The organism is Brevundimonas olei (genome assembly GCF_037055245.1).
Lineage (GTDB): Bacteria > Pseudomonadota > Alphaproteobacteria > Caulobacterales > Caulobacteraceae > Brevundimonas > Brevundimonas olei.
The window spans coordinates 1190374-1216596 of sequence record NZ_CP146369.1; the positions used below are offsets into that span (position 1 = coordinate 1190374).

At 68.8% G+C, this 26223-nt stretch carries 25 protein-coding genes; 12 read left to right on the forward strand and 13 right to left on the reverse strand.

What is annotated here, in order from left to right; translation table 11 throughout:
• Window positions 1-55 precede the first annotated feature (55 nt).
• Together V8J38_RS05745 and V8J38_RS05750 are read left to right on the forward strand one after the other, a co-directional pair.
• Window positions 56-1735: a sensor histidine kinase gene (locus V8J38_RS05745; protein ID WP_338578246.1), complete on the forward strand. Its 1680-nt coding sequence runs from the start codon at window positions 56-58 to the stop codon at window positions 1733-1735.
• A gap of 59 nt (window positions 1736-1794) precedes the next feature.
• Window positions 1795-2655: a hypothetical protein gene (locus V8J38_RS05750; RefSeq protein WP_338578247.1), complete on the forward strand. Its 861-nt coding sequence runs from the start codon at window positions 1795-1797 to the stop codon at window positions 2653-2655.
• A 4-nt stretch (window positions 2656-2659) separates the two neighbouring features.
• Here V8J38_RS05750 and V8J38_RS05755 read toward each other — a convergent pair whose 3' ends face one another.
• From V8J38_RS05755 to V8J38_RS05770, 4 genes are all read right to left on the reverse strand, one after another.
• Complete coding sequence (locus V8J38_RS05755; protein WP_338578249.1) at window positions 2660-2995, reverse strand: VOC family protein; 336 nt, start codon at window positions 2993-2995, stop codon at window positions 2660-2662.
• Between the two features lie 232 nt (window positions 2996-3227).
• Window positions 3228-3740, reverse strand: coding sequence for a serine protease inhibitor ecotin (eco, locus tag V8J38_RS05760; protein WP_291776565.1), 513 nt, complete (start codon window positions 3738-3740; stop codon window positions 3228-3230).
• 50 nt (window positions 3741-3790) lie between these two features.
• The gene (locus V8J38_RS05765; RefSeq protein ID WP_291776562.1) at window positions 3791-4981 is read right to left on the reverse strand and encodes a thiolase family protein; all 1191 of its coding nucleotides are present in this window, start codon (window positions 4979-4981) and stop codon (window positions 3791-3793) included.
• A 72-nt stretch (window positions 4982-5053) separates the two neighbouring features.
• Window positions 5054-5890, reverse strand: a complete 837-nt coding sequence (locus tag V8J38_RS05770) for a thioesterase family protein (protein WP_338578250.1) — start codon at window positions 5888-5890, stop codon at window positions 5054-5056.
• Between the two features lie 164 nt (window positions 5891-6054).
• On the opposite strand from V8J38_RS05770, the gene V8J38_RS05775 reads away from it, so the two are divergent.
• The gene (locus tag V8J38_RS05775) at window positions 6055-6549 is read left to right on the forward strand and encodes a winged helix-turn-helix transcriptional regulator (protein ID WP_291776558.1); all 495 of its coding nucleotides are present in this window, start codon (window positions 6055-6057) and stop codon (window positions 6547-6549) included.
• Window positions 6550-6584: 35 nt separating this feature from the next.
• Here V8J38_RS05775 and V8J38_RS05780 read toward each other — a convergent pair whose 3' ends face one another.
• Window positions 6585-7229 carry a hypothetical protein gene (locus V8J38_RS05780; protein WP_291776555.1) on the reverse strand — a complete coding sequence of 215 codons (645 nt, stop codon included), beginning with the start codon at window positions 7227-7229 and terminating at the stop codon, window positions 6585-6587.
• Between the two features lie 113 nt (window positions 7230-7342).
• Between V8J38_RS05780 and V8J38_RS05785 the strand changes: the two genes are divergently transcribed.
• Complete coding sequence (locus V8J38_RS05785) at window positions 7343-8038, forward strand: helix-turn-helix transcriptional regulator (RefSeq protein ID WP_291776553.1); 696 nt, start codon at window positions 7343-7345, stop codon at window positions 8036-8038.
• Between the two features lie 66 nt (window positions 8039-8104).
• A complete protein-coding gene (locus V8J38_RS05790) occupies window positions 8105-8467 on the forward strand; it encodes a VOC family protein (RefSeq protein WP_338578252.1) in 363 nt (120 codons plus the stop codon).
• A gap of 9 nt (window positions 8468-8476) precedes the next feature.
• Here V8J38_RS05790 and mnmA read toward each other — a convergent pair whose 3' ends face one another.
• The 5 genes from mnmA to V8J38_RS05815 all read right to left on the reverse strand — a co-directional run bounded on the left by mnmA (window position 8477) and on the right by V8J38_RS05815 (window position 13952).
• Window positions 8477-9709, reverse strand: coding sequence for a tRNA 2-thiouridine(34) synthase MnmA (gene mnmA, locus V8J38_RS05795; protein WP_422388320.1), 1233 nt, complete (start codon window positions 9707-9709; stop codon window positions 8477-8479).
• A gap of 110 nt (window positions 9710-9819) precedes the next feature.
• On the reverse strand, window positions 9820-10104 hold the full coding sequence (locus V8J38_RS05800; protein WP_024353268.1) for a DUF1153 domain-containing protein: 285 nt from the start codon (window positions 10102-10104) through the stop codon (window positions 9820-9822).
• A 186-nt stretch (window positions 10105-10290) separates the two neighbouring features.
• A complete protein-coding gene (gene flgE, locus V8J38_RS05805; protein WP_291776546.1) occupies window positions 10291-11724 on the reverse strand; it encodes a flagellar hook protein FlgE in 1434 nt (477 codons plus the stop codon).
• 12 nt (window positions 11725-11736) lie between these two features.
• Window positions 11737-12483, reverse strand: coding sequence for a flagellar hook assembly protein FlgD (locus V8J38_RS05810; RefSeq protein ID WP_338578255.1), 747 nt, complete (start codon window positions 12481-12483; stop codon window positions 11737-11739).
• A 2-nt stretch (window positions 12484-12485) separates the two neighbouring features.
• Window positions 12486-13952, reverse strand: coding sequence for a flagellar hook-length control protein FliK (locus V8J38_RS05815; protein WP_338578256.1), 1467 nt, complete (start codon window positions 13950-13952; stop codon window positions 12486-12488).
• Between the two features lie 390 nt (window positions 13953-14342).
• Here V8J38_RS05815 and flgK point away from each other — a divergent pair, with 390 nt between their 5' ends.
• The 6 genes from flgK (at window position 14343) to V8J38_RS05845 (ending at window position 21065) form a co-directional block, all read left to right on the forward strand.
• On the forward strand, window positions 14343-16433 hold the full coding sequence (gene flgK, locus V8J38_RS05820; protein WP_338578257.1) for a flagellar hook-associated protein FlgK: 2091 nt from the start codon (window positions 14343-14345) through the stop codon (window positions 16431-16433).
• Window positions 16430-17377, forward strand: a complete 948-nt coding sequence (locus V8J38_RS05825; RefSeq protein ID WP_291776538.1) for a flagellin — start codon at window positions 16430-16432, stop codon at window positions 17375-17377. The genes flgK and V8J38_RS05825 overlap by 4 nt, the downstream gene beginning before the upstream one ends.
• Before the next feature lie 195 nt (window positions 17378-17572).
• On the forward strand, window positions 17573-18691 hold the full coding sequence (locus tag V8J38_RS05830) for an ABC transporter permease (RefSeq protein WP_338578259.1): 1119 nt from the start codon (window positions 17573-17575) through the stop codon (window positions 18689-18691).
• A complete protein-coding gene (locus tag V8J38_RS05835; RefSeq protein ID WP_338578260.1) occupies window positions 18688-19482 on the forward strand; it encodes an ABC transporter ATP-binding protein in 795 nt (264 codons plus the stop codon). The genes V8J38_RS05830 and V8J38_RS05835 overlap by 4 nt, the downstream gene beginning before the upstream one ends.
• 15 nt (window positions 19483-19497) lie before the next feature.
• A complete protein-coding gene (locus V8J38_RS05840; protein ID WP_291776532.1) occupies window positions 19498-20436 on the forward strand; it encodes an MlaD family protein in 939 nt (312 codons plus the stop codon).
• Window positions 20433-21065 (forward strand): ABC-type transport auxiliary lipoprotein family protein, encoded by a 633-nt coding sequence (locus V8J38_RS05845; protein ID WP_291776530.1) that lies wholly within the window; start codon window positions 20433-20435, stop codon window positions 21063-21065. Before V8J38_RS05840 ends, V8J38_RS05845 begins: the two co-directional genes overlap by 4 nt.
• Before the next feature lie 96 nt (window positions 21066-21161).
• On the opposite strand, the gene V8J38_RS05850 is transcribed toward V8J38_RS05845, so the two are convergent.
• Window positions 21162-21812 (reverse strand): 3-oxoacid CoA-transferase subunit B, encoded by a 651-nt coding sequence (locus V8J38_RS05850; protein ID WP_338578261.1) that lies wholly within the window; start codon window positions 21810-21812, stop codon window positions 21162-21164.
• Window positions 21812-22516, reverse strand: coding sequence for a CoA transferase subunit A (locus V8J38_RS05855; RefSeq protein ID WP_291776527.1), 705 nt, complete (start codon window positions 22514-22516; stop codon window positions 21812-21814). Before V8J38_RS05855 ends, V8J38_RS05850 begins: the two co-directional genes overlap by 1 nt.
• A gap of 185 nt (window positions 22517-22701) precedes the next feature.
• On the opposite strand from V8J38_RS05855, the gene V8J38_RS05860 reads away from it, so the two are divergent.
• Window positions 22702-25143 (forward strand): prolyl oligopeptidase family serine peptidase, encoded by a 2442-nt coding sequence (locus V8J38_RS05860; RefSeq protein WP_422388321.1) that lies wholly within the window; start codon window positions 22702-22704, stop codon window positions 25141-25143.
• Window positions 25144-25295: 152 nt separating this feature from the next.
• Here the strand turns inward: V8J38_RS05860 and V8J38_RS05865 are convergent, their stop codons facing one another.
• On the reverse strand, window positions 25296-26186 hold the full coding sequence (locus tag V8J38_RS05865) for a LysR family transcriptional regulator (RefSeq protein ID WP_338578262.1): 891 nt from the start codon (window positions 26184-26186) through the stop codon (window positions 25296-25298).
• Between the last annotated feature and the right edge of the window lie 37 nt (window positions 26187-26223).

Here is a 26223-nt window from a genome sequence, read left to right on the forward strand (position 1 = left end):
ATGTTTAGGAAGCTGGGGCAGGGTGCGAGGCCAGTGTCGCATCGTGGACCCGATCATGACGATGAGCCGCGCGCTCGAAAGGACTGAAGCCGTCGTAGAGCCGTCGGGCCAGGCGCCCGTCGCGCCCCCGTCGTCGCAGGCGAACGCCGCCTTCTTTCGACAGCCTCTGCTGCCGATCCTGACCGCCGTGGGGGTGACGATCCTCGTGGTTCTGGCGATCAGCTTCGCCCGGGCCAATGGCGTGGTCGCGGCCCTCTGGGGCGCCGGCGGCCTGGCGATGGCCCTGTGGCTGCGCGGCGGTCGGGGAGCCGCCTATGATTGCGGCTTCGCCGTGCTGATCGCCGCGGGAGTCCTGGCGGGCGAGTTCCTGAGCGGCAATGGGCCGACCCTGGCTCTGCTTTTCACCGTGGCCAACCTGTTGGAGATCGCCCTGGCGGTGGTCCTGACACGACGGCTGGTGACGGGACTGCACGTCGACAGCGTCGAAGGATTGGCGCGGTTCCTGACGGTCTGCGCCATAGCGCCGCTGCCTTCCGCCGTGTTCAGCGCCGTCGCTCTGCACATGATGATCGGCGTGGATCTGCTGGATTCGCTGCGGATCTGGTGGAGCGGGCACGCCCTGGGCTTCGCTGTCCTGGGCGTGTTCGGCCTGACCCTGCGCCGGAAGCATCTGGATATTCTGCGCCAGCCCGCGCGTCTGGCCGAGGGCGTGGCGCTCAGCGCTCTGATCCTCGGGGCCTGCTACGCCATCTTCTCGCAGTTGAGCCTGCCCTATGGGTTTCTGCTGCTGCCGCTGCTGGTGCTGATGGCGGTGCGCTTCCGCGTGGTCGGCATCGCCTGGGCCCTGGTGATCGTTTCGATCATGGCCATCGGCGGCACCATGGCCGGGAACGGCCCCTATCACGCCTTCGCACCCGAGCAGCGGGCGATGCTGGGCCAGCTTCTGGTGCTGCTGGGCTATATGCCCATCGTTATGGTCGCCGCCCTGCTGGAGGAGCGCGACCGCCTGACTGAGCGGGCCCGCGAGGGCCGGCTGCGGGCCGAACGCGCCTCGGCGGCCAAGTCGCGCCTGCTGGCCAATGTGGCTCATGAGATCAAGAGCCCGATCGGCGGCGTCATCGGCATCGGCGAACTGTGGGCCGGCGGGCACCTGGGCGCGACGACGCCCAACCAGGTCGAGATGGCGCAGATGCTGGTCAAGACGGCCCGCCAGGTCGAGGCCCTGACCCATGATCTGCTCGACGTGGCGCGGGCCGAGGCGGGGGCGGTCAAGGTCGATCTGAGGCCCACCGACGTCACCGGGGTGCTGGAGGACGTGCGCCGCAGCCTGCTGCTGAATCCTGAGGCGGCGGCGGTGAAGATCGACGTCGTGGCCGCCGGCGATCACCTGGTGGCGCGGGCCGATTCCCAGCGCCTGACCCAGGTGGTGGGCAATCTGGCGAACAACGCCGTCAAGTATGGAGCGGCGGGCGGCCTGGTCGTCCTGCGCGCTGCCTGGAGCGGCGACCGCGTGCGCATCGAGGTCGTCGATCGCGGGCCGGGGCTGTCGGCCGAGAAGCAGGCCCAGTTGTTCGAGCCCTTCAATCGCCTGGGGCTGGAGCGTTCGGCCATTGAGGGGCACGGCGTCGGCCTGACCCTGGCCAAGCGGCTGGTGGAGCTGCAAGGCGGCGAGATCGGCGTGACCTCGGCGCCGGGCCAGGGCGCGACCTTCTGGGTGGAGCTGCCCGGCGCCTGATCGTGAAGGGCGAGATGGCCGCTTGACCCGGCGCGGCCCTCGCCGCCAATGTCGACGCCATGAAAACCGTGATCGTCGCCCTGTCGCTTGTCGCTCCGCTGGCTGCGGCGGCGACGCCCGCATCAGCCCAGCAGGACCCGGAGGAGCGCGCCCGCATCGAGGATCTGACGCGTCGGTTGAACGGCGCGCCGCCCGCGCCCCAGAGAGCCGCGCCCGAGAGAGCCGCGCCCCAGGGAGCCGCGTCGCCGACAGCCCAGGCCGCGCCTCAGGCTCCGCCGTCTAGACCGACGCCTGCGCCTGCCGCATCCCCGCCTGCAGCCGCGCGCCAGGACCCGGCCGAACGGGCGCGGATCGACGACTTGACCCGCCGCCTGAACGGCGCGCCCGCTTCGGCGACGCCGGCCTCGCCGACGCCGTCATCCGCAGTTCCCTCGCCGGCCCCCCAGCCTCAATCGCCGAGGCCGACGACGCTGCCGCAGGCCGCCCCGCGCACGCCGTCCGCCCCGCCTCCTGCGGCGCCGGTGCGCTCGCCGCAGCCCGCCCCCGCGCCCGCGCCTCAGGGCCTGAGCGCGGCCGAGCGGGCGGCCCTGCCGTTCCGCATCGACCTGCCGCCGGGCTTCCAACTGGTCGAGGGACGGGCGGCGCCGGGCGCTCACGTCTATTCGGCGCGCAAGGCGGGCAAGACCTATCTGATGATCTACGCCGGGCCTTCCTCGCAATTTCCGATCTATGACGGGGAACAGGTGACGGTCGGCGGCCGCGTCTCGGTGGTGACGACCGAAGGCCAGCGTCGCATCGCCATGGAGCACCTGTTCCAGCGTTCGGCCGAACCGGCCGAGATCCACGTCTGGCTGATGGCCCAGGACGGCGCCGACCGCGACGAGGCCGAGCGCATCGCCCAGACCGTCGACCCGAAGTAGGGCCTTACTTTTCGGACCAGACGGCCAGTTCGTTGCCGGACGGGTCGCGGAAGTGGAAGCGTCGCCCGCCGGGGAAGGCGAAGATGGCGTGGGTGATCGCGCCGCCCGCCGCCTCGACCCTGGCCTGCATGGCCTCCAGATCCTGGGCGTAGAGAATGGGCAGGGGCCTGGGCGTCATGGCGTCGGGGGTGAAGCCGCCGTCCAGCCCTTCGCTGAACGCCGCATAGGCGGGTCCGTAGTCCTGGAAGCTCCAGCCGAACGCCTGGGCGTAGAAGGCCTTGTGCGCCGCCAGATCCGTCGCGGGCAGTTCGAGATAATCCAGCTTGCCGTCTTCGCGCATGGCGACTCTCCGAGAGAAATGGAGACGGACGCTTGCACGACGGCCGACTCTGCGCAAACCTGCAAATGGTTCGCAAATGCAGGAGTCGGCCCATGATCGTCCTGAGCGCCGGATGCGCCTCCCTGGCCTCGCTGATGCAGCGGGATGCGGATGGAAGACGTGGGCCTGATACAGAACGGGCGCCGATCGAATCCGACCGACGCCCGCGTCTGATTTCAATGAACGGCGGCGATCAGCGCACTGTCTGGGTTTCGCCCGCACGCCACACGCGATAGCGCACCTCGACGTCCGACGGCGTGTAGACCACCACCGGCAGGCGCGAGTTGTAGCGGATCAGCGGCTGTTCCTGCGTCGTCACGAAGGCTTCGCGCTCCGAGCCCGGAGGGCAGCCCATCAGGGTGCTGGCCGCGTTCCCCAGGGCGGGCAGGACATAGTAGTCGTAGCCCCAGCCCTCGGCGGTACGGGTTTCAAGGCGGCCGCCGAAGAACTGGCGGTTGCAGTCGACCGTCTGGGTCTTGCCCAGGATCAGCTCGACCTTCAGCGCGTCCTCGTCCGACTGGGCCGGCAGGTTGATGACGTGGCGGGTCTGGCCCGCCGTCGCGGCCGGGAAGGCCTTGAGGTCAGCGGAACCGGCCTGGCCGGTCACGGAGTCAGCCTGGGTCATGGCGCCTTCGGCCTGGGCGGTGGCGCAGGCGGTCAGGCTGAGGGCGGCGACGCCGGCGGCGAGCAGGGCGGGGAGTTTCAAGGGGGAGGTCTCCGTAGTCAGTAAGCTAGGCCGCCGACAACGCCGCAGGCTCAGACGAGTTCCACCGCCATGGCCACGGCCTCGCCGCCGCCGATGCACAGCGAGGCCACGCCCTTCTTGCCGCCGCGCGCCTGAAGCGCCGCCAGCAGGGTCGACAGGATGCGCGCGCCCGAGGCGCCGATGGGGTGGCCCAGAGCCGTGGCGCCGCCGTTGACGTTCAACTTGGCCCGGTCGATGCCCAATTCCTGCTGGGCGATCATGGCGACGACGGCGAAGGCCTCGTTGACCTCCCACAGGTCGACGTCCTCGACCGACCAGCCCGCCTTCTTCAGCGCCTTCTGCATGGCCGGAACCGGGGCGGTGGTGAACAGGCCCGGCTCATGGGCGTGGGCGGCGTGGCTGACCACGCGGGCGACGATGGGCAGGCCCAGCGCCTTGGCCGTGCTTTCGCGCGTCATGACCATGGCGGCCGCGCCGTCGGAGATGGAGCTGGAGTTGGCGGCGGTGATCGCGCCGTCCTTGACGAAGGCGGGCTTCAGCGTCGGGATCTTGGCCGGATCGGCCTTGCCGGGCTGTTCGTCCTCGCTGACCGTCACCGGGCCCTTGCGGGTGGACACCTCGACCGGGACGATCTCGGCCTTGAAGGCGCCCGAGGCGATGGCGTTCTTGGCGCGGGTCAGGCTTTCGATGGCGTATTCGTCCATCGCTTCGCGGGTGAACTGATACTGGGCGGCCGCGTCTTCGGCGAAGACGCCCATGGCCTTGCCGGGGGAATAGGCGTCTTCAAGGCCGTCCATCATCATGGAATCGACGATGACGTCGTGGCCGATGCGGGCGCCGCCGCGGTGCTTGTTCATCAGATAGGGGGCGCCGGTCATCGACTCCATGCCGCCCGCGACGATGACCTCGGCCGTGCCGGCCAGCAGGGCGTCGTGCGCCATCATGGCCGATTGGAGCCCTGAGCCGCACATCTTGTTCACCGTCGTCGCCTCGACGTGCTTGCCGAGCCCGGCGCCGATAGCGGCCTGACGCGCGGGGGCCTGGCCCAGACCGGCAGGCAGGACGCAGCCCATGAAGATCTGCTCGACCTTTTCAGGCGCGACGCCCGCGCGCTCGACAGCGGCCTTGACGGCGGCGGCGCCCAGATCGGTGGCCTTGACCGGCGACAGCGCGCCCTGGAAGCCGCCCATCGGGGTACGGGCGAAGGAGCAGATGACGACGGGATCAGCAGCGGCGGTCATGACAGGCGTTTCCGTAATTGAATCGTTTCGAGGGGGATTAGGGGAGGCGAAGGCCCACTGGCAAGCGGCGCCTCACAGCAGCTTGCGGCGCTGGCGGGCCAGGGCGAGCGGGCGGCCGTCCGCGCCCCAAGCGATCGCCTCGTCCACCGACCATCCCAGACCGTGGTCCAGCAGCCGGTATTCGAAGAAGGCCCAGCCGTCGGGCGCGCTGTCCGGCGTCGGATCGGCCAGGAAATCGCAGCGCAGGTCCACCGTCGTCATCATCGGCGGCGCCTTGAAGGCCGTCCAGGCGGGCGGATACAGGGCGTCCAGCAGGTAGCACATCCGCAGTTCGTCCAGCGCCGCGCCGTCCCTCACCCGCATCCAGACCCGCTCGACGACAGGTTTGCCCTCATTGCCGCCCAGGATGTTGGGGCCGCCGTCGAAGCGATAGTCGACGTGCTGAGAGAAGCGCGGGGCCATCGGACCGCTGATGCCCGGCGCGTCCTTCAGGCTGTCCAGCGAGGGCGGCGGCGCCAGCAGCGGCGTCAACGGGACAGGCGTCGCGCCGTCGAGGCCGTAGGTGGCGCTGGCGTGATGGGTCAGCTTCGAGCCTTGGCCGCCTTCGACCACGGCATAGGCGACGTTGCGGCCGCCGCGCAGCATCCGGGGCCGGAAGTGCAGGGACTGACCATAGCGGGCGGCGGCCAGATACTGGACCGTCAGGCTGCGCAGCGGCGCCTCGATCCCCAGGCCCTGGCGCATGGCCCCGGCGCACAGGGCCGCCAGCAGGCCGCCGAAGGGGAAGCCCGCCTCGGGCGGGGCGCTGATCGGGCCGTTGGAGAACTCGCCCGACAGATGGGCGGCCAAGGTCCCATCGTCCTCGGGCGTCAGGCGGAAGGCGGCGTGGATCAACTCGGGTTCGGTCATGGCTCTCATCGAAAAGCGGAGGCGGAACCTGCGACGGCGCCGCCTCCGAGTCGAGGGAAGGAAACGGCCGGGGAGCGGCCATGTCCGTTGCAAATAGAAACTGAATTACTCCGTCGCGATTGGCAACCCTTGTCAAAAGCCTGACGCGAGGTCACTTTCCGGTCATGGGACGCACCGCCGACTATTCGCGCCAGAGCTGCTCGGTCGCCGCCACCCTCGAGGTGATCGGTGATCCGTGGACCATGCTGGTCATCCGCGACGCCTTCAACGGCGTCCGTCGCTTCGAACAGTGGCAGGAGCGGTTGGGCGTCGCGCGCAACGTCCTGGCCGCGCGCCTGAAATCCCTGGTGCATCACGGCGTGCTGGAGCCGCGCCCCTATTCCGAACGCCCGCCGCGCAACGAATATGTGCTGACCGCCAAGGGCAAGGATCTGTACGGCGTCCTCGTCACCCTGCACGCCTGGGGCGAGAAGCACGTCTATGGCGACGAACCGTCGGGCATCGTCCTGCGCCACAAGACCTGCGGGCACGACCTGAAGCCGCGCATCGCCTGCGGCTGCTGCAATGAGATGGTTCGCCCGCGCGAGGTGGAGGTGGTCTTCACTGAGAACCGACCGACCGTCGGCGAGGTCATGCCGGCCAAGGACGAAGCGGCCTGAGAGTCTGCGCCGGGGGGAGGCTGGCGGAATGCCGATCAGCCTGTCTTGTGCTGCGAGACGTCGTCCGAGCCGCCCATGCCCATCCCCATGCCCATGCCGCCCCCTCCGCCGCCGGAGCCGCCGCCCTTGGCGTCATCGCGGCCGCTCTTGCTTCCTGACGGGCGGGCCGGACCTTGCGGCGGAATGTCGAGGCCGCGCGGGACGGGGGTGAGGTCCAGAGCCTTGCGGATGAAGTCGCGCAGGGAGACGACCAGGGCGTGAGTCTGCACCGGCCGTCCGGCGACGAGGTCGCGCGCGGCCTGCTCGGCCAGGCGCACCTGGTCTTCCGTCCCCAGCAGGATGATGTCGGATAGGGCCGATTCAACCGCATCGCGGATGCGGCGGGCGCGGTCCGAGCGTGCGTGAGCGGCGGCGTCGTCGTCGCCGGCGCCGCCGCGCCGGATGTCGCGCATGTGGCGAGGGTCGACGCTCAGATCGCCAGTGAACGATCCGCCCAGCACCTTATAGGCGGCGATCAGGGTGCGCAGGCGCTCGTTGATCTGGCGGTTCATCCGTTCGCGGCGCTGCTGGATGGCGAACATCATCATCAGCCGTATGCCCATCCCGATCAGCGTGACCAGGGCCAGGCCCAGCAAGGTGGCGAACAGGCTCTGCCATGAGCTGAAGTCGATGCCGCGCAAGGGCGTTCTCCCGTTGGAAATCCATCATGTCCGCTCAGGCGGGGCGGGAGCAAGAGCGTCTCTGTCCGACCCATGCTGCCGCTTTCTGACAGCAAGTCTGTTAAGCTTGCGGGGTGTCGCGCTCCGAACGCCTTCTTGATCTGCTCAACACCCTGCGGCGCCATCGTCGGCCGGTCAGCGGCCGCGCGCTGGCGGAGGAGACGGGCGTTTCCCTGCGCACCCTCTATCGCGACATCGCCAGCCTGCAGGCGCAGGGCGCGACGATCGAGGGCGAGCCGGGCGTGGGCTATGTGCTGAAGCCCGGCTATCTGCTGCCGCCGCTGATGTTCACGCCGGAAGAGATCGAGGCCCTGGCCCTGGGCTCGCGCTGGGTGGCCGAGCGGGCGGATGCGCGATTGCGCGATGCGGCGTTGAGCGCCCAGGCGCGGATCGCGGCGGTGCTGCCGCCGGATCTGCGCGACGAGATGGAGGCCTCGGCCCTGTTCATCGGGCCGGGCGCGCCGATCCCGGCCGATGCGGTCGATCCGGCCCATTTGCGCAAGGCGATCCGCATCGAACGCAAGCTGAGGTTGAGCTATCGCGACGAGGCGGGCGCGGCGTCGGACCGGGTCGTCTGGCCCTTCGCCCTGGCCTTCTTCGACCGGGTGCGGCTGCTGATCGGCTGGTGCGAGCTGCGCGGCGATTTCCGCAGCTTCCGCACCGACCGCATCGTCGAGGTCGAGGTGCTGGACGCTCGCTATCCCACGCGCAAGGCGGTGCTGCTGAAGCGATGGCACGAGGCCTGCGACCGTCAGGGGCCGCCGCGATGATGCTGACAGAAACTGGCGGCAGGTCCGGCTAGGTTCTCCTTCTGTTCAGGCGGAGGGACCTTGACCATGAGCGACGACATTGTGCTGAACGTGGCCGATCCGGACGCCAGCGCGCGTTTCTACGCCGGGCTGCTGGGCCGACGACCGGTCGAGGCGGGGCCGGACCATGCCGTTTTCCTGCTGGCGCCGGGGCGGAGACTCAGCCTGTGGCGCGGTCGAGGCGGAACCCAGGCGGACCTGCGCATGGAGGCGCCCGGCGTGGTGGATGAACTGCACATCGACTGGTGGGACCGGGGCGCGCGCATCGTCCTGCCGCCGACGGACATGGACGGCGGCCACGGCTTCGTGGCGCGCGACCCGGACGGCAACTGCCTGCGGGTCTACGCGGCCCATCGGAACCGTCACCCTCGGGACAGCCCCCGAGGGTGACGATGGGGGTTAGACCGCCACGGCTTCGGTCGACTGGATGAAGCCGCCGCCCAGGACCCGTTCGTCGTCGGCCGGATCGTAAAGGACGCAGGCCTGACCGGGTGCAACGCCTTCCTCGCCCTGATCGAAGACCACCTGAACGGCGTCATCGATGAAAGCGAGGCGGGCGGGGGAGGGCTGGCGGGTCGAGCGGACGCGGGCCAGGACCGGAGCGCCGTCGCGGGCGGCTTCCTCGATCGTGGCCTGATCGCCCAGCCAGTTGGTTTCCTCCAGCGTCAGGCGGGCGGTCAGCAGGGCTTCGCGCGGGCCGACGATGACGCGGCGATGGTCGGGGTCCAGCTTGACCACGAACAGGGGCTCGCCAACGGCGACGTTCAGCCCCCGGCGCTGGCCGATGGTGTAGTCGGTGATGCCCGAATGGCGGCCCAGAACCCGGCCGTCCATGTGAACGATCTCGCCCGCCTCACGCCCCTGTGGCCGCAGGCGGTCGATCAAGGTGCGATAGTCGCCGGTCGGCACGAAACAGATGTCCTGGCTGTCCGGCTTGGCGGCGATGCGCAGGCCCAGCGATGCGGCGACGCCCCGCACCTGGGGCTTTTCCAGATCGGCGAGCGGGAAACGCAGATAGTCGAGCTGATCCTGCGTCGTGGCGAACAGGAAGTAGGACTGGTCGCGCGAGTGATCGACCGCCTTGCGCATCTGCGAGCGGTTGCCGTGCGTCGCGCGGCGGACATAGTGGCCGGTGGCCATGGCCTCGGCGCCTAGGTCCCGAGCCACGTCCAGCAGGTCGCGGAACTTCACCGTCTGATTGCAGCGGATGCAGGGGACCGGCGTCTGGCCCTTCAGATAGGAATCTGCGAACTGGTCGATCACCGCGTCCTTGAAGCGGTTCTCATAGTCGAGGACGTAGTGCGGAATGCCGATCAGGTCGGCGGCCAGACGGGCGTCGTGAATGTCCTGACCCGCGCAGCAGGCGCCCTTCTTCTTCAGCGCCTCGCCGTGGTCATAGAGCTGGAGCGTCACGCCCACCACGTCATAGCCCGCCTTGTGCAGCAGGGCGGCGACGACGGTGGAATCCACTCCGCCGGACATGGCGGCGACCACGCGCGCGCCCTGCGGCAGGCCGACGGCCTGTCGCACGCTCTCGATCGCGGCGTCCAGGTCGGCTTGCGACATGGGGGCGATGTCGGGAACGGGGCAGAGGATGTCGTCGGTCAGGGCGTCCATGGTCATCGCCGCCATTTAGGCCCTGATGCGCGCGATTTCGAGGCCTGGCTCGAAACGAAGGCGCGTCCAATGAAAAAGACCGCCCCGTTCTGGAGCGGCCGTGATCATGCGTTCAGGCGAAAAGCCTAGTCGCGGTAGCTCTGGATGCGCGTGGTGCGCAGACCCTGCATGCCCCATTTGTCGATGGCCTTCTGCCAGGCCATGAACTCCTCGGCCGTCAGACGGTACTTCTCCAGGGCGTCCTCCAGGCTGATCAGCCCGCCGCGCACGGCGGCCACGACCTCGGCCTTGCGGCGGATGACCCAGCGGTTCGTGTCCGAGGGCGGAAGATCCCGCAGGGTCAGGGGCGTACCCGTCGGGCCGACCACGTACTGTTCGCCGTTACTGTTAAGGCGTCGCTCTTGCAGCATGGGCTTAAGCCTCTCTCACCACCACCATAGACGCGCAGGCTAGGCCCCCGCCCGCTAAAAGGCTTTTAAGCGTCGTGGTGAAGGAATGGCTAAGACGCATCCGGCCGGTCCGGCGCCTTCTGCGCCGGCTAAAGGAAGGATTCATCGAGTCTAACGAGACCTTGCTCATGGAGTCCTGTTGGCCGATCAGCGCTTGATGTTGATCAACTCCGCCAGCATCTCGTCGGCGGTGGTGATGATCTTGGACGAGGCCGAATAGGCGCGCTGGGTGGTGATCAGGCCGGTGAACTCGGTCGAAAGGTCGACGGTCGAGGCTTCCAGCTGCTGGGCGCCCAGCAGGCCCGCGCCGCCGGTGCCGGGGGCCTTCAGGTTGAAGGTGCCGGAGTTCTGGCTGACACGGAAGGCGTTGCCCGACACCTCGGTCAGGCTGTCGGCGCTGGGGAAGGTGGCCAGGGCGACCTGGGCGATCTTGCGCATGACGCCGTTGTCGAAGATGGCGGTGACGAAGCCCGCCTCGTCGATCTTCACCTCGGTCAGGTTTCCGAAGGCGGTGCCGTTCGTATAGGTGGCCTGGACGATGGAGGTGCTGTCGTACTGCGTCAGGCCGCCCGCCGAGGCGTTCAGGTCGAAGGCGATGGTCTGGGCCGCAATGCCCAGGTCGGCGGCCCAGGCGCCGTCAGCGCCCGCGGTCGCGCCGTCCGACGAGCCCAGCGACAGGCTGGCGTTGGTCGGGTCGTCGAACAGGCCGGTTCCGGCCGCCCAACCCTGCATCTTGGCCACGTCGAGGCGGCCGTCCTGGGTGAAGGCGATGCGTCCCGATTTCAGCAGGCCGTCCGTGTTGGTGACCATGTCGGCGGGCGCGCGGATCTCGGCGTACCACTCGTTGGCGTCGGCGCTCTTCAGGAAGGAGACGGTGATGTTGCGCTGCCCGCCCTTGGAATCGGACACGGGAATGGTGATCTCGAAGTCCGGCTTCACGCCCGTCGCAGGGTCGTTGGCGTACATGGACATGGAGTTGGCGGCGGGGTCATAGGCCGTGACGCCGGCCGGAGGGGGCGTCTGGGCGGCTTCATTGACGGGCTGGCTGGACTTCAGGTTGGCGTTCAGGCCGACGCGGGTCGTGGGTTCGGCCGCGCCGCCGACCGAGCCGACGTTGATGGTGCGCAGGCGGCTCATGTCCGACGGGTCGCTGTTGACCACGCCGTCGGCGTCGACCGGCCAGCCCTGCAGATACAGGCCCGAGGTGTTCTGCAGATAGCCCAGATCGTCGATCTTGAAGGCCCCGGCGCGGGTGAACAGGCGCGCGTCCGAAAGGGTCAGGTTCTCGGACTTCTCGGTGACGACGAAGAAGCCCTGGCCGGCGATGGCCAGGTCGGTGCCCGAGGTGGTGCGCTGAAGCTGACCCGCCTGGCTGATGAAGTGGCGAGCGGCGGCCTGGACGCCGCCGGCGGAGTAGCTTGCGCCGGCCGTCTGGGCGTTGACGACGGTCGAGAACTCGGTCGACGCGCGCTTGTAGCCGACGGTGTTCACGTTGGCGATGTTCTGCGAGATCGTCGAAAGGGCCGCGGCGTTGGCGGTCAGACCGGACACGCCGGCCATCATGGCGCCGTTGATGCTCATGACTGGGGTTCCTTACGAAAGAAGATTGAGAGGATTGAGTTTCGAGGCGAGGGCGCTGAGCGCGCCGGCGTCCTCTTCGGGATCGGGCTGGGCGGCGGCCTTCTGCTCTTCCAGCGCGATCAGGCTGGACACCGGCATGATCGACTTGCCGATGATGACGAAGGGGGTGTTGTCGTACATCTCGACGCCGGTGACGCGGCCGCGGATCAGCACCTGGCTGTCGATGTCCTTGCCCGCGCCGTCCTTGGCGAGGACCTTCAGCGTATAGACGCCGCCGTCGTCCACCTGACCGCCGCCGGTCGTGGCTCCGTCCCACTTGAAGTCGTGCATGCCGTTGGTCTTGTCGGGAGCCGGGCCGCTCCAGACCACCTTGCCCGAGCCGTCCAGCACCTGAAGCGTGACGTCGGTCGCATCGGCGGCCAGTTCATAGCTCCAGTTGGCCTCGCCGTCCTCGAAGCGGGTGGCGGACCAGACGGCGGTGGCGTCCTTGCCGATATACTGCGAGGCGCCGGTCAGGCCGTCGCCCTGCTGGGCCCTCAGCAGGCTGGTCAGCAGATCGTTGGTCAGAAGCTGCTGCTCGACGCCCGCCATCTGGGTCAGCTGGGCGGTGAATTCGTTGGAATCGACCGGCGACAGCGGGTCCTGGTTCCTCAGCTGGGTGGTCAGCAGCGACAGGAAGGTCTGGAAGTTGGAGGCCAGCATCTGGCCCCCGGCGTTCACCCGGCCTGCGGCGTTGTTGGTGGAGACGGCGTCAACCATCGTCAGACCTTCAGATCGACGCGATCAGGCGTCAGGGAAAGGGATGTCCATGCGCCCGGCGGCGGAACGGCGGCGTCTGCCTCGGCGGCCAGGCGGGCCGCGCCGGCGAAGGCGCGACGGTCAGGCTGGCGTTCAAAGGCGCCGTCGCCGAAGCCGGAGGACGGGTCGCGCTCGGCGAACTCCAGATCGTCGGGCGACACCTGCAGGCCCGCATCCAGAAGCTGACGGCGCAGTTCGTCGGCGCGGGCGCGCAGGTCGGCCGCCGCCGCCGGATTGTCGAAGGCCAGGCGGGCCGTGACCTGGCCGTCGGATTCGATCTCCAGGCTGACGTCGACCCGGCCCAGGCCCTCGGGCGTCAGGGCCATGTCGAAGCGGGTCGAGCGGCCGTCCAGTTTTCGGATGATCTGGGCGGCGATCTGGGCCGTGGTCTCGACCGTGGCGCGCGACAGCTGGGACAGGCCCAGGTCGCGGTGCGCGCCCGGCGCCTGGGGCGCGGCGGCCTCCGCAGGGGGCAGGGGCGCAGCGGCGGGATCGGCCTCAGGAGACGGAGCAGCCGGCGAAGACGTGGAAACCGCCACGACGGGCGCCGGAACGACGGCCGGGCGGGCGGCGGACGCTGACGCGGCGTCGGTGAGCGCGTCGGATGGAGAGAGGCGGGCTGCGGCGGAGGTTTCGGCTCCATCCGTCGCCGTCATCGCCGCCTGAAGCGCATCCCTGGCCGAGGCCAGGCGCTCGCCCGCGCCCGATCGGACGCCGGTCAGGGTCTGCAGGGCGGCCGTCTGAGCCGGAAGGGCAGGCGGCGTCGGTCGCGGGGGCGCCGGGGCGTCGCCCTCGCTCTCGCCTTCAGCGGCCGAGGCCTCAGGCGGAGCGTCGGTCTGCGCAGGCGCGGCCGGCATCGCCGCCTTGAGGGTGACGGCGGGCGCGCCGATAGCGGCGGCCTTGGCCGCATCTGCGGCCGTGGCGAGGGTTGCGGAAGGCGCGGATGGAGCGACGGCCTCGGCCGGGGGAGCGGTTCCGGAGAGATCGGTCGGGGCGTCCGCTTGTGCGAGACGGTCGAAGGTCGGGACCGGTTCTGCGGCCTCATGATCGGCTTGCGGGGCGGGCGTCGTCGCGCCGACGGTGGGAGGCTCCGCCGCCCATTCGGCGGCGGCCGGGGCGGTGTTCGTCTCAGGCGCGGGCGAAGAGGGATCAGCGGCGGGCTCGAGCGGCTCCGGTTGCGGCGTCGGCGGAGGCGCAAACCAGACGGGCGGGGCCGGGGCGACGGCGGCGTCGTCCCTGGCGGGCTCGGCGGCGCCGATGATCTCGAGGCCTTCAGCGGTTCGGGCGGTCGGGGCGGCCGTCGGCGCGGCCTCCTTGAGCATCAGCTCTGCGAAGACGGCGCTGTCCGTCGCCGCCTCGGCGGAGGCGTCGAGGCTCGCGCCGGCGGGGGCGGCGGGCGTCAGAACGGACAGGAGGCTGACGGCGGACATGCGGACGGCAGGCGCTTTCGGTCGGTGAGGGCGGCGCCTGCTGCGCCTGGGTCATTCGGCAGAGCCTCCGCAAACGCCGGGCCAAGCGCAGGTGTTCAATTCAAGATACTGAATTATATAGATATTTATGGATTTCTCGTCACTGACGCCGACGTGTGAAGCCGGGCGCTTCTTGCCGCGCCTGTCGCTTTTTGCCGGGCGCGGGCGGCGCCTGCGGATTTGGCCCGCCGCTTGCCTCCTCTGTCTTCGAATGCACAGGGGCTGAACGCCGATGTCGAGGAAAATCAAAGAGATGGTCAGAAGACCTGCTCAATTCGCCGGGCAAGATCTGCACGCTCGCCTGCAAGGCTTGCCGAGCGGGCGCCCGCCCGCGCGCCTGGGAGGCGTCTGATGTCCCTCAACTCGATCATGAACATCGCCACCTCGGGCATGAATGCGGCCCAGACGCAGCTGCGGGTGGTCTCGGACAACGTCTCCAACGTCAACACGCCCGGCTATGTCCGCAAGATCGCCGACCAGCAGTCCTGGGCCAGTCAGGGCGTTGGGGCGGGAGTGGAGATCGCCCGCATCCGCCTGGCCACCGATCGCTTCCTTCAGGCCGCCAGCCTGAACGCCAGCGCCGACGCCGGGCGCCAGACGGTACGCTATGAGCTGTATGACCGCATCCAGTCGATGTTCGGTGATCCCGGCGCGAACAGCGGCTTCTTCTCGCAAATCGACAGTGTCTTCGCCGCCTTCGCGGCCTCGGCTCAGGACGCGACCTCCGGCCCTGCGCGCCAGGAGGCTATCTGGAAGACGCAGGGCCTGTTCGACGAAGCCGCCCGCATCAACGCCCAGATCCAGTCTGTGCGCGAAGACGCCGACGCCCGCATCAAGAGCGCGGTGGAAACGGCCAACAGCCTGCTGGAGCAGATCGAGAAGCTGAACGTCGAGATCGCCAAGGCCACGGTGGTCAACGCCGACTCCTCGGGCGCCCAGACGGCCCAGGCGGCCCTGATCGACCAGTTGTCCACCCTGATGGATGTGCGGATCACCGGCCGGGCCGTCGGCGGGGTGGAGATCCGCACCGGCGCCGGCATCCTGCTGGCGGGGCAGGGGGCGGCCAAGCTGGACTATGTGCGCGCCGGCGCCGTCTCGGCCGAGACGGTGTTCAATGAGGTCATGGTCATCGAGCCGCCCGCCGGAAAGGCGCGCTCCCTGGCCGAGGGGCTGAGCTCGGGCGAGATCAAGGGCCTGCTGGAGCTGCGCGACGGCGAGGCCCCGGCGACGGCGGAGCGTCTGGCCGAACTGATGTCGCGCCTGGCGGACGAACTGAACCGGGCGCACAACGCCTCCTCGGCCGCGCCGCCGCCGAACAGTTTGACCGGCCGCAACGTGGGGCAGTCGCTGGAGACCGCCTTGCAGGGCTTCACCGGCCGGACCTCCATCGTCATCACCGACGGCCAGGGCGTCGTCGTGCAGAAAGTCGATCTGGACCTGGCGACGTTGAACCCGGCGACCTTCCTGGCCGATCTGAACGCCCAGCTGGGCGCCAACGGCAGCGCCAGCTTCGTTGACGGACGGCTGAAGATCGAAGGCGCGGCCGGCGCGGGCGTGGTGGTGGTCGACGATCCGGCCGCGCCCTCGAACAAGGGCGGACGGGGCTTCTCGCACTTTTTTGGCCTGAACGACCTGATCACCAGCGAGCAGCCGACGATCTATGAAACCGGCATGACGGGGGCGTCGCAGCACGGCTTCACGCCGGGCGACGCCATCACCTTCCGCTTCAGCGACGTGGCGGGCGCCAAGCTGCGGGACATCGAGGTGGTGGTCCCGGCCGGCGGCGACATGACCAGCCTGCTGGCCGCGCTCAACGATCCGATGACGGGCGCCGGGCGGATGGGGACGTTCAGCCTCAGCGCGGCGGGCGAGATGACGTTCACGCCGCGCCCCGGATCGGGCGCGACCCTGTCGGTGCTGCAGGACCGCACGACCCAGGTTCCGTCGGGCGTGTCGATGAGCGCGCTGTTCGGCCTGGGCGGCGCGCGCGCCTCGCGGGCGGACGCCTTCTCGATCAGGGCCGATATCGCGCGCGACCCGGCCCTCATGGCCTTCGCCCAGGCCGATTCTGCAGCCGGGGTCGGCGCGGCCGTGGTCAGCAAGAACGACGCGCGCGGGGCGCGGCTGTTAGCGAGCGCCGGCGAGAACGCGGCCTCCTTCTCGGCGGCCGGCGGGGCGGCGGGCGGCTCCATGTCGCTGTCGCGCTATGCGTCGGAAATGTCAGGCGAGATCGGCAGCCGGGCCGCCATGGCCAAGAATAACGCCGCCAGCGCCACGGCCCTGGCCAAGGAGGCGACGGCGCGCCGCGTCTCCGTCGAAGGCGTCAACCTGGACGAGGAGCTGGTGCTGATGACCACCTATCAGCAAGCCTTTAACGCTTCCGCCCGCATGGTTCAGGCCGCCAAGGACATGTACGACATCCTGCTGGGAATGGTGCGATGACCCGCGTTTCGACCTACGGAAACTATCAGTCGGCCCTGCTGGATCTGATGTCGGCCCAGTCGCGGGCCGATGCCGCCCAGAAGAAGGTCAACACGCAGAAGAACGCCACCGATCTGGTGGGCTTCGGGCGCGGTTCGGAGACGGTCAGCGCGCTGAAGTCCAGCCAGACCCGCATTCAGACCTTCATCGACACCAACAAGGCCGTCGCCGCCCGGCTGGAGACCCAGGACCTGGCCATGGAGCGCGTCGCCGACGCCGCGACCGCCGCGCGCCAGGCGATCGCCGACGCCATCGCCGCCGGGCGGATGGATGCGCTGATGGGCTCGCTGGAAAGCCTGTTCGCCGAGGCCCAGGACGGGCTGAACATGAAGCATCAGGGCAAGTATCTGTTCGGCGGCGGCGTCATCGACCGCGCGCCGGTGGACTTGCCCGAGATTCCCGGCCAGCCGGGCGCGACCATGATGGCCAAGCTGGCGGCCCTGCCTGACGAAGGGGCGGCCTTCCGCAATGATCAGCTTAAGCAGTCGTCCTGGCTGGACGAGAACGTATCGATGGACACGGGCTTCCTGGCGGACGCCATGGGAACGGAGCTGTTCGCCATCTTCCGCGACATCCAGCTGGAGCACGAGGCGACGCCGCTGGAAGGGCAGATGACGGACGCCCAGAAGGCCTTCCTGACCACGCAGATGGGCCGCTTCGAAGCGGCGGCCAAGGGCATGGTGGAGCTGCAGGCCGCCAACGGCGGAATGCAAAACCGCGTGGATCGCCTGCTGGAATCCCAGGAGACGCGGAAGATCTCCGTGGACACCATCCTGGCCGGCAAGACCGACGCCAACATGGCCGAGGCGGTGGTCGAACTGGAGATGGCCCAGATCGCCCTGCAGGCGTCGGCCCAGGTGATCAGCCAACTGCGGCAGGTCTCCCTGCTGGACTATCTGAGATAGGTGTTTCGCCTTCCGGCGGCGCTGAACGAAAATCGCCCGACGACGTTCACAAAGCTGCGCCGTGACGGGAGGGCTTGGCTTGCGCCCAGCAAAGCCGGAAGAGATCGAGGTTTGTCATCCGTCGTTGACGCGACGCGAAAAGCATAGCTTTAACCGCCGTATGCGTGCAGGCGGGCCTGTGTCAGTGTCGGACTCATGAATCGGGCGGACTTCCAGATTGACGAGCATCAAGACGGCCAGGCGCGACTGCGGCTGGCCGGCGACTGGTCGACGGTGTCCGTGGGCCGCCTGGGCGATCGGCTGAAGACCGAGCTGGACGGCCGGCCGGTGACGGCGCTTGATCTGGAGGACCTGGGCCGCTTCGACACCGCCGGCGCCCTGGCCGTGGCTCAGGCGATGAGCCGTCCCATTCCTGAAACCGCCTGGTCGGCCCGGCCCGAGGCGGGGCGTCTTTACCGCATGGTGGCCAAGCTCGACTGCATGACGGCCGAGCCTCCGCGCCGTTCGGCCTCGATGACGCGCGGCTTCGCCAAGGTCGGGCGCGGGGTCTATGATTTCGGCGCCGAGGCCATGCTGTCCCTGGCCTTCCTGGGCCGGTTGATGGCCGCCGTGGTGACGGCCCTGAGGAACCCCGGCCGCATCCGTTGGGCCGCCTGGTTCAGCCAGGCCGAGCGCACCGGCCTGGACGCCATCCCGATCGTGGTGGTGACCAACTTCTTCATCGGCGCCGTGGTGGCCTTCATCGGCGTGGACCTGCTGACCCAGTTCGGGGCGGGGGTGTTCTCCGTGCAGTTGATCGGCGTGGCCGTCTTCCGCGAGTTCGCGGTGGTGATCACGGCCGTTCTGCTGGCGGGCCGCTCGGCCTCGTCCTTCGCCGCCGAGATCGGCTCCATGCGCATGACGCAGGAGGTGGACGCCATGCGGGTGATGGGCGTCGATCCGTTCCAGGCCCTGGTGATCCCGCGTCTGGCGGCGCTTCTGGTCATGCTGCCCCTGCTGACCTTCCTCGCCATGGTGGGCGGGTTGCTGGGCGGGGTCATGGTGTCGTGGAGCCAGCTGAACCTGGGCCCCGTCTTCTTCTTCCAGCGGCTGGTCGAGGACGGCTACATGCCGACCCACATGATGGTGGGCCTGATCAAGGCGCCGGTCTTCGCCCTGGTGGTCGCGGCCATCGGCTGTCGTCAGGGCATGGCCGTGGCGGGCGACGTCGAGAGCCTGGGCCGTCGAGTGACGGCGGCGGTGGTGCAGGCCATCTTCGCCATCATCCTGCTGGACGCCGTCTTCGCCCTGATCTTCATCGAGTTGAACATATGACGGGCGAGACGCGCAAACCCGACGACGGCGAGGCCCTGATCCAGGTTCGGGGCCTGCTCAGCCAGTTCGGCGACCGGGTCATCCATCAGGACCTCGATCTGGACGTGATGCGCGGCGAGGTGCTGGGCGTCGTCGGCGGCTCCGGCACCGGCAAGACGGTGCTGTTGAACTCCATCATCGGCCTGAAGGATCCGGAGGGCGGGGAGGTGCGCCTGTTCGGCCAGGACCGCAGCGCCATGACCAAGGAAGAGGCGGCCGCCGTCGAGCGCCGCACCGGGGTGCTGTTCCAGCAGGGGGCCCTGTTCTCCGCCCTGACGGTGCTGGACAATGTCGCCTCGCCCCTGGTCGAGCACACGAAACTGCCCAAGAGCACGATCCGCGAACTGGCGGAGATGAAGGTGGCCATGGTCGGTCTGAAGCCAGAGGCCCTCTATCTGAAGCCTGCGGAGCTGTCGGGCGGGATGCGCAAGCGCGTCGGCCTGGCCCGCGCCCTGGCGCTGGACCCCGAACTGGTTTTCCTGGATGAGCCGACGGCGGGGCTGGACCCCATCGGGGCGGCGGCGTTCGACGATCTGATCCGTCAGCTTTCGGATGATCTGGGGCTGACCGTCTTCATGATCACCCACGACCTCGACAGCCTTTACGCCATCTGTGACGAGGTGGCCGTTCTGGCGGACAAGCATGTGGTGGCCAAGGCGCCGGTCGCTGAGCTGGAACGCTCGGACCACCCCTGGATCAAGGAATACTTCCTGGGGCCGCGCGGACGCGCCGCCCACAAGACCGCGGCCTGAGGAGGGCGCGAAACGATGGAAAGAGACGCTCATTACGCCGCCGTCGGCATCGCCACCGTCGCCCTTCTGGTGGCCTTGGCCGTGTTCACGATCTGGCTGGCGCGGCTGCAGTTCAACAAGGACTACGATGTCTATGACATCGTCTTCTACGGACCCGTGCGCGGCCTGTCCGAAGGCGGAGAAGTCCATTTCAACGGCATTCGCGTCGGCGAGGTCACTGATCTGAACCTGGATCCCAAGAAGGCGGATCAGGTCATCGCCCGCGTGCGCCTGAACGGCACGACGCCGGTGCGGGTGACGTCGCGGGCGCAGTTGGAGCCGCAGGGCATCACGGGCCTGAACTACATCCAGATCACGGCGGGCGACCCCAATAGCGCTCTGCTGAAGACGCAGTATCCCGAAAACGTCGTGCCGGTGATCCAGAGCCAGCCCAGCCCCATCGCCGAGCTTCTGAGCGGGTCGGGCACGGTGTTGGCCCAGACGGTGGACGCGCTGAACCGCATCAACCGCGTCATGTCGGACGACAACATCCGCAGCTTCTCGACCAGCGTGAAGAACGTCGAGGCCCTGACCGCCGAACTGGAAGCCCGCAAGGGCATGTTCCAGCAGTTGGAAGAGACGATCACCAAGGCCAACGCCGCTGTCGGCGAGTATCAGGCCCTGGGCGCCAGCGCGCGCCAGATGGTCGACACCGACGGCAGGCAGGCCATCGCCAACATCAACAAGGCGACTGAGGAGGCCCAGGCGGCCATCGCCTCGATCAACCGCTCGGCCAGCGGCCTGGAAGGTCCGCTGGGCGACTTCGGCACGCAGACGGTGCCGCAGTTGAACGACACCATCCGCCAGCTGGATCGTGCGACGCGCTCGCTGCAGTCGCTGATCGACAATGTCCGCGAAAGCCCGCGCGACTTCATCGCCAAGGCGCCGTCCAAGGAAATCGAGGTGCAGCCGTGATCCGTTCCACACTGATGATTGCGGCGGCGTCGGTCGCCCTGTCCGGCGCCCTGTCCGGTTGCGCCCTGCTGTCGTCGCCGGACCCGGTCCAGCTGTATCGCTTCGGCGGGGCCTCGGCCTTCGCCGGGACGGGGGCGACCTCGGCCTGCCCGGACGTCCATGTCTCCATGCGCAGGGTGGACTTCCCCGAGGCGGCGCGCGGCGATCGCCTGCTGGCCGTGACCGGAGCGGAGGCGGCCTACATCAAGGGCGCGCGCTGGGTGTCGCCGGCCGAGACCCTGTTCGAGGAAGCTCTGCGCAACGCCTTCCTGGACGGCGGAACCTGCACGGTGCTGAGCAGCGGCCCTCTGACACGCGACGGCCTGCTGCTGAGCGTGGACGTGCGGCGGTTCGAGGCCGCCTACGCCGCGCCGGGCGCCGTGCCGGACGTCAACATCGTGGTGCTGCTGCGCCTGGTCCGGCCGGGCGACCGCTCGATCGTGGCCGAGGATCGCATCTCGGTCAGCGAGGGCGCGGGCGAGAACCGCCAGTCGGCCATCGTCGCCGCCTTCGATCGCGCCACCGCCGAGGCCAGCCGCCAGATCGTCCTGTGGACGGACCAACAGGGCTTCCAGGCGATGCGGGACTAAATCCCCTTCTCCCGCAAGGAGAGAAGGAAGAATTAAAAAACCCCGGCGATCACGCGGTCGCCGGGGTTTCTGTTTTCACAGCGGGAGGAGGGCGGTTCAGCCCAGGTTCGCCGCCACCGTGTAGTCGGCCTCGGTCTTGGCGGCGACTTCATCCAGCGAGACGCCCTCGGCCAGTTCGATCAACTCCAGCCCCGAGCCGTCCGGCTTGACGTCGAAGGTCGCCAGGTCGGTGATGATGCGGCTGACCACCCCCGTGCCGGTCAGCGGTAGGGTGCAGGTCTTCAGGACCTTGGACTGGCCGTGCTTGTTGGCGTGCTCCATGACCACGACCACGCGCTTGACGCCCGCGACCAGGTCCATGGCGCCGCCCATGCCCTTCACCAGCTTGCCGGGGATCATCCAGTTGGCGATGTCGCCGTTCTGGGCCACTTCCATGGCGCCCAGGATGGACAGGTTGATGTGGCCGCCGCGGATCATGGCGAAGCTGTCCGAGGAGCTGAAATAGGCGCTCTCGGGGATTTCGGTGATCGTCTGCTTGCCGGCGTTGATCAGGTCGGGATCTTCCTCGCCCTCATAGGGGAAGGGGCCCATGCCCAGCATGCCGTTCTCCGACTGCAGGGTCACGACCATGCCGTCGGGGATGTAGTTGGCCACCAGGGTCGGGATGCCGATGCCCAGGTTCACATAGAAGCCGTCCTGCAGCTCCTTGGCGGCGCGTTCGGCCAGTTGTTCGCGAGTGCGGGCCATTATGCGGCGCTCCTTTGACGAACGGTGCGCTGTTCGATGCGCTTTTCGGACACGGTCTGGATCAGGCGGTCGACATAGACGCCCGGCGTGTGGATGTGGTCGGGGTCCAGCGAGCCGACGGGGACGATCTCTTCCACTTCGACGACCGTCACCTTGCCGGCGGTCGCCATCATCGGGTTGAAGTTGCGGGCCGTCTTGCGGAAGACGAGGTTGCCGCGCTCATCAGCCTTCCACGCCTTGACGATGGACAGGTCGGCGATCAGGCCGGTCTCCATGATGTAGCGGCGGCCGTCGAACTCGCGCTCTTCCTTGCTCTCGGCCACCAGGGTGCCGACGCCGGTGGCGGTGAAGAAGGCCGGGATGCCGGCGCCGCCCGCACGGATGCGCTCGGCCAGGGTGCCCTGCGGGTTGAACTCCAGCTGCAGTTCGCCGGCCAGATACTGGCGCTCGAACTCCTTGTTCTCACCGACGTAGGACGAGATCATCTTGGCGATTTGGCGCGTCTCCAGCAGCTGGCCTAGGCCGAAGCCGTCCACGCCCGCGTTGTTGGAGATGACGGTCAGACCCTTCACGCCCGTGTCGCGCAGACCCGCGATCAGGTTTTCAGGGATGCCGCACAGGCCGAAGCCGCCGGACATGACGGTCATGCCGTCGAATGTCAGCCCCTCCAGCGCGGACTTCACGTCAGCGTAAATCTTGCCCATCGGACTCCCTTTTTCACCGTCTGATGAATATCGCGGTCTCCTCCGTCCTTAAAGCGGGCGGGGAGGAGGGGCAAGCGGCAAGCGCGACGCAGACGGCGACAGGGCGACAAGCCTGACGGTTGACCCCGGACGAAGGGGGTTTCACACCTAGGGCCGCTTAAGACTCGTCTCAGTGGGGAAACACCATGCGCCATCGACTGTTGCGGGCGGCATTGCCCGCCCTGGTGCTCGCCGCCGCCGTTCCGGCCCTGGCCATGCCGGTCGTCGCGGTCGCCCAGGACGCCGCGCCGACCTATCAGCAGCCGCCGGCGCCGATCGCCCAGATTCTGGACGCCAAGCCCAATCCGGGCGTCAGCATCAGCCCGGACCGCAAGACCCTGCTGCTGACCGAGCGCGCCAATCTGCCGGCCATCGCCGAACTGGCTGAGCCGATGCTGCGGCTGGCGGGCTATCGCATCAATCCCAAGAACAACGGACCGGCCAACAGCCGCGTCTCCTGGCTGACGGGCCTCAACTTCCAGTCGGTCGACGGCGGCGCGGCGCGCCCGGTGACGGGCCTGCCCGCCAATGCGCGCCTGACCAATGTCAGCTGGGCGCCGAACGGCCAGGCCGTGGCCTTCCTGGTCAATGTTCCCAACGGTCTGGAACTGTGGGTCGCCGACGTGGCCCAGGCCAAGGCGCGCAAGCTGAACGGGCCGATGGTCAACGCCGCGGCGGGGTCGGGCTTCTCCTGGCTGTCGGACTCCTCGGGCCTGCTGGTTCTGGCGGTTCCGGCCGGGCGGGGCGTGGTCCCGAACGTGGATCATCCGCCGGAAGGCCCGATCATCACCGAGACGGGCGGGCGCGCCGCTCCGGTGCGGACCTATCAGGACCTGCTGTCCAACGTCGGCGACGAGGCCCTGTTCGACTACTACTTCACCAGCCAGCCGACGGTGGTGTCGCTGAACGGCCGCGCCCGCTCGGTGGGGCAGCCGGGCGTCATTCTGGGGGTCTCGACCTCGCCGGACGGGCGCTACATCCTGCAGACGCGGGTGAAGAAGCCCTACTCCTACGTCGTGCCCGCCAGCCTGTTCCCCTCGGACGTCATCGTCACCGACATGAACGGGCGTCAGGTGCACCGCGTGGCCGACCTGCCGCTGCGCGATAACGTGCCGACGCCGTTCGACGCCGTGGCGCCCGGTCCGCGCGCGGTCCAGTGGCGGGCCGACACTGACGCCACCCTGGTCTGGGCCGAGGCTCAGGACGGCGGCGATCCGCGCAACGCCGCCGAGGTGCGCGATCGCGTCTTCATGCTGCGCGCGCCCTTCAACGACCGGGTGCAGACCCTGGCTGACCTGAAGGAACGCTACGCGGGAACGACGTGGGGCCGCGACGACGCCGCCATCGTCAACAGCCGCTGGTTCAACACCCGGCACGAGACCCGCACCCTGGTCGATCCGTCGAACCCCGGCGCGGGCCGCGTTCTGGTCGATCGCAACTATCAGGACCGCTACAACGATCCGGGCTCGGTGGTGACCGAGCCGAACGCGCGCGGCCGGCCGGTCATGCGCTTCAGCGCCGACGGCTCCAGGGTCTTCGTCGAGGGGAATGGGGCGACACGCGAAGGCGCCTATCCCTTCCTCGACCTTCTGGACCTGGAGAACGGCGAGACCGAGCGCGTCTGGCGCGCGGCCCAAGGTGAATATGAGACGGTCGTCGGCGTTCTGGACGAGGCGGGCCGCAAGCTTGTCACCTATCGCGAGAGCCGGGTCGATCCGGCCAATCTGCGCATCCGCGACCTGGACGGCGGCGTCACCCAACTGACCAACTTCCCCGATCCGGCGCCGCAACTGGCCGAGGCCACGCGCCAGTTGATCACCTACACCCGCGACGACGGGGTGGAGCTGTCGGGGACGCTGTATCTGCCCGCCGGTTACGATAAGGATCGCGACGGCCCGCTGCCGCTGCTGATGTGGGCCTATCCGGCCGAGTTCACCGACGCGGCCGTCGCCGGCCAGGTGGTGGACACCGACAACCGCTTCGTGCGTCCGTCGGGATCGAGCCACCTGTTCCTGCTGACCCAGGGCTACGCCATCCTGGACAACCCGACGATGCCGATCATCGGTCGCGACGGGGCCGAGCCGAACGATACCTACATCGAGCAACTGTCGGCCAGCGCCAAGGCGGCGGTCGACGCCGTGGTGGCTCTGGGCGTGGCGGACCGTGAGCGGATCGCTGTCGGCGGCCACTCCTACGGCGCCTTCATGACGGCGAACCTGTTGGCCCACACCGACCTGTTCAAGACCGGCATCGCGCGTTCGGGCGCCTATAACCGCACCCTGACGCCCTTCGGCTTCCAGGCGGAGCAGCGCTCCTATTGGGAGGCGACCGAGACCTATACGGAGATGTCGCCCTTCACCTACGCCAACAGGGTGAACGAGCCGATCCTGCTGATCCACGGTGAAGCGGACGACAACTCGGGCACCTTCCCGGTGCAGACCGAACGCTTCTATGCGGCGCTGAAGGGCAATGGCGCGACAGCGCGTTATGTCGTCCTGCCGCTGGAAGCCCACGGTTACCGCGCGCGGGAGTCGGTGGGGCACGCCCTGTATGAGATGTCGTCGTGGCTGGATCGGTGGCTGAAGTAAAATACAGCCCTTCTCCCCTTGTGGGAGAAGGTGGCCCGTCAGGGCCGGATGAGGGGTGTCGGCTCGGCGTTTGATCAGAGGCCGTCAGCCCGCTTCTTCGCCCCTCATCCGTCCGGCTTCGCCGTCCACCTTCTCTCACAAGGGGAGAAGGGTTATGTGTCCCATTCTGGCACATCGCCATACAGGCCGGACAGGAAGTCGATGAAGGCGCGGACGCGGGTTTCGGCCCGCGCCCGACCGGCCGTCAGGGCGAAGATCGCCACGTCCGACGACCCCGCATATTGCGGCAATACGACCTGCAGACGCCCGTCGCGCAGTTCGTCGCCGACGTCCCACGTCGAGCGCAGGGCGACGCCGACGCCCGCCAGGGCCAGTTCGCGCGCCACTTCGCTTGAGTTGGTGCGCACGCGGCTGCGGGCGCGGAAGACGACGGCGCCTTCGGGACCTTCCAGCCGCCAGGTCGACTGGTTCTCGGCCGCCAACTGGGCGTGACGGCGCAGGTCGTCCAGGCTTTCCGGCGCGCCGTGCTCGGCCAGATAGGCGGGGGAGGCGCACAGCACCCGCCGGTTCGGCGCTAGGCGGTGCATCAGCGGGTCAGCCGCCTCATAGCCGCCGATCCGCACCGCCACGTCGACGTTCTCGGCCATCAGGTCGACGAAGGCGTCGGTCAGGTTCAGCTCCAGCGTCAGGCGGGGCTGCGCAGCCAGGAAGGGCTGCAGCAGCGGCGCCAGCCGTCGCCGCCCGAACGAGGTCGGCGCCGAGACGCGCAGCAGGCCGCGCGCCTGCGTCGTGCGGCGCGACACCACGGCCTCCAGATCCTCGACCCCTTCCAGCAGTTGCGCCGCGCGGTCATAGACCAGCCGCCCCGCCTCGGTCGGGGCCAGACGGCGCGAGGTGCGCTCGATCAGCCGTACCCCCAGACGGTCCTCCAACCGCGCCAGCCTGCGCGAGGCCACGGCGGGCGACAGGTCCAGCCGACGCGCGGCGGCGGACAGGCTGCCTTCCTCCAGCGCACGGACGAAGATTTCATACTCGGCCAGCATGGCGGGCTCTCATCATTGCAGATTTGGCAAAGATAAG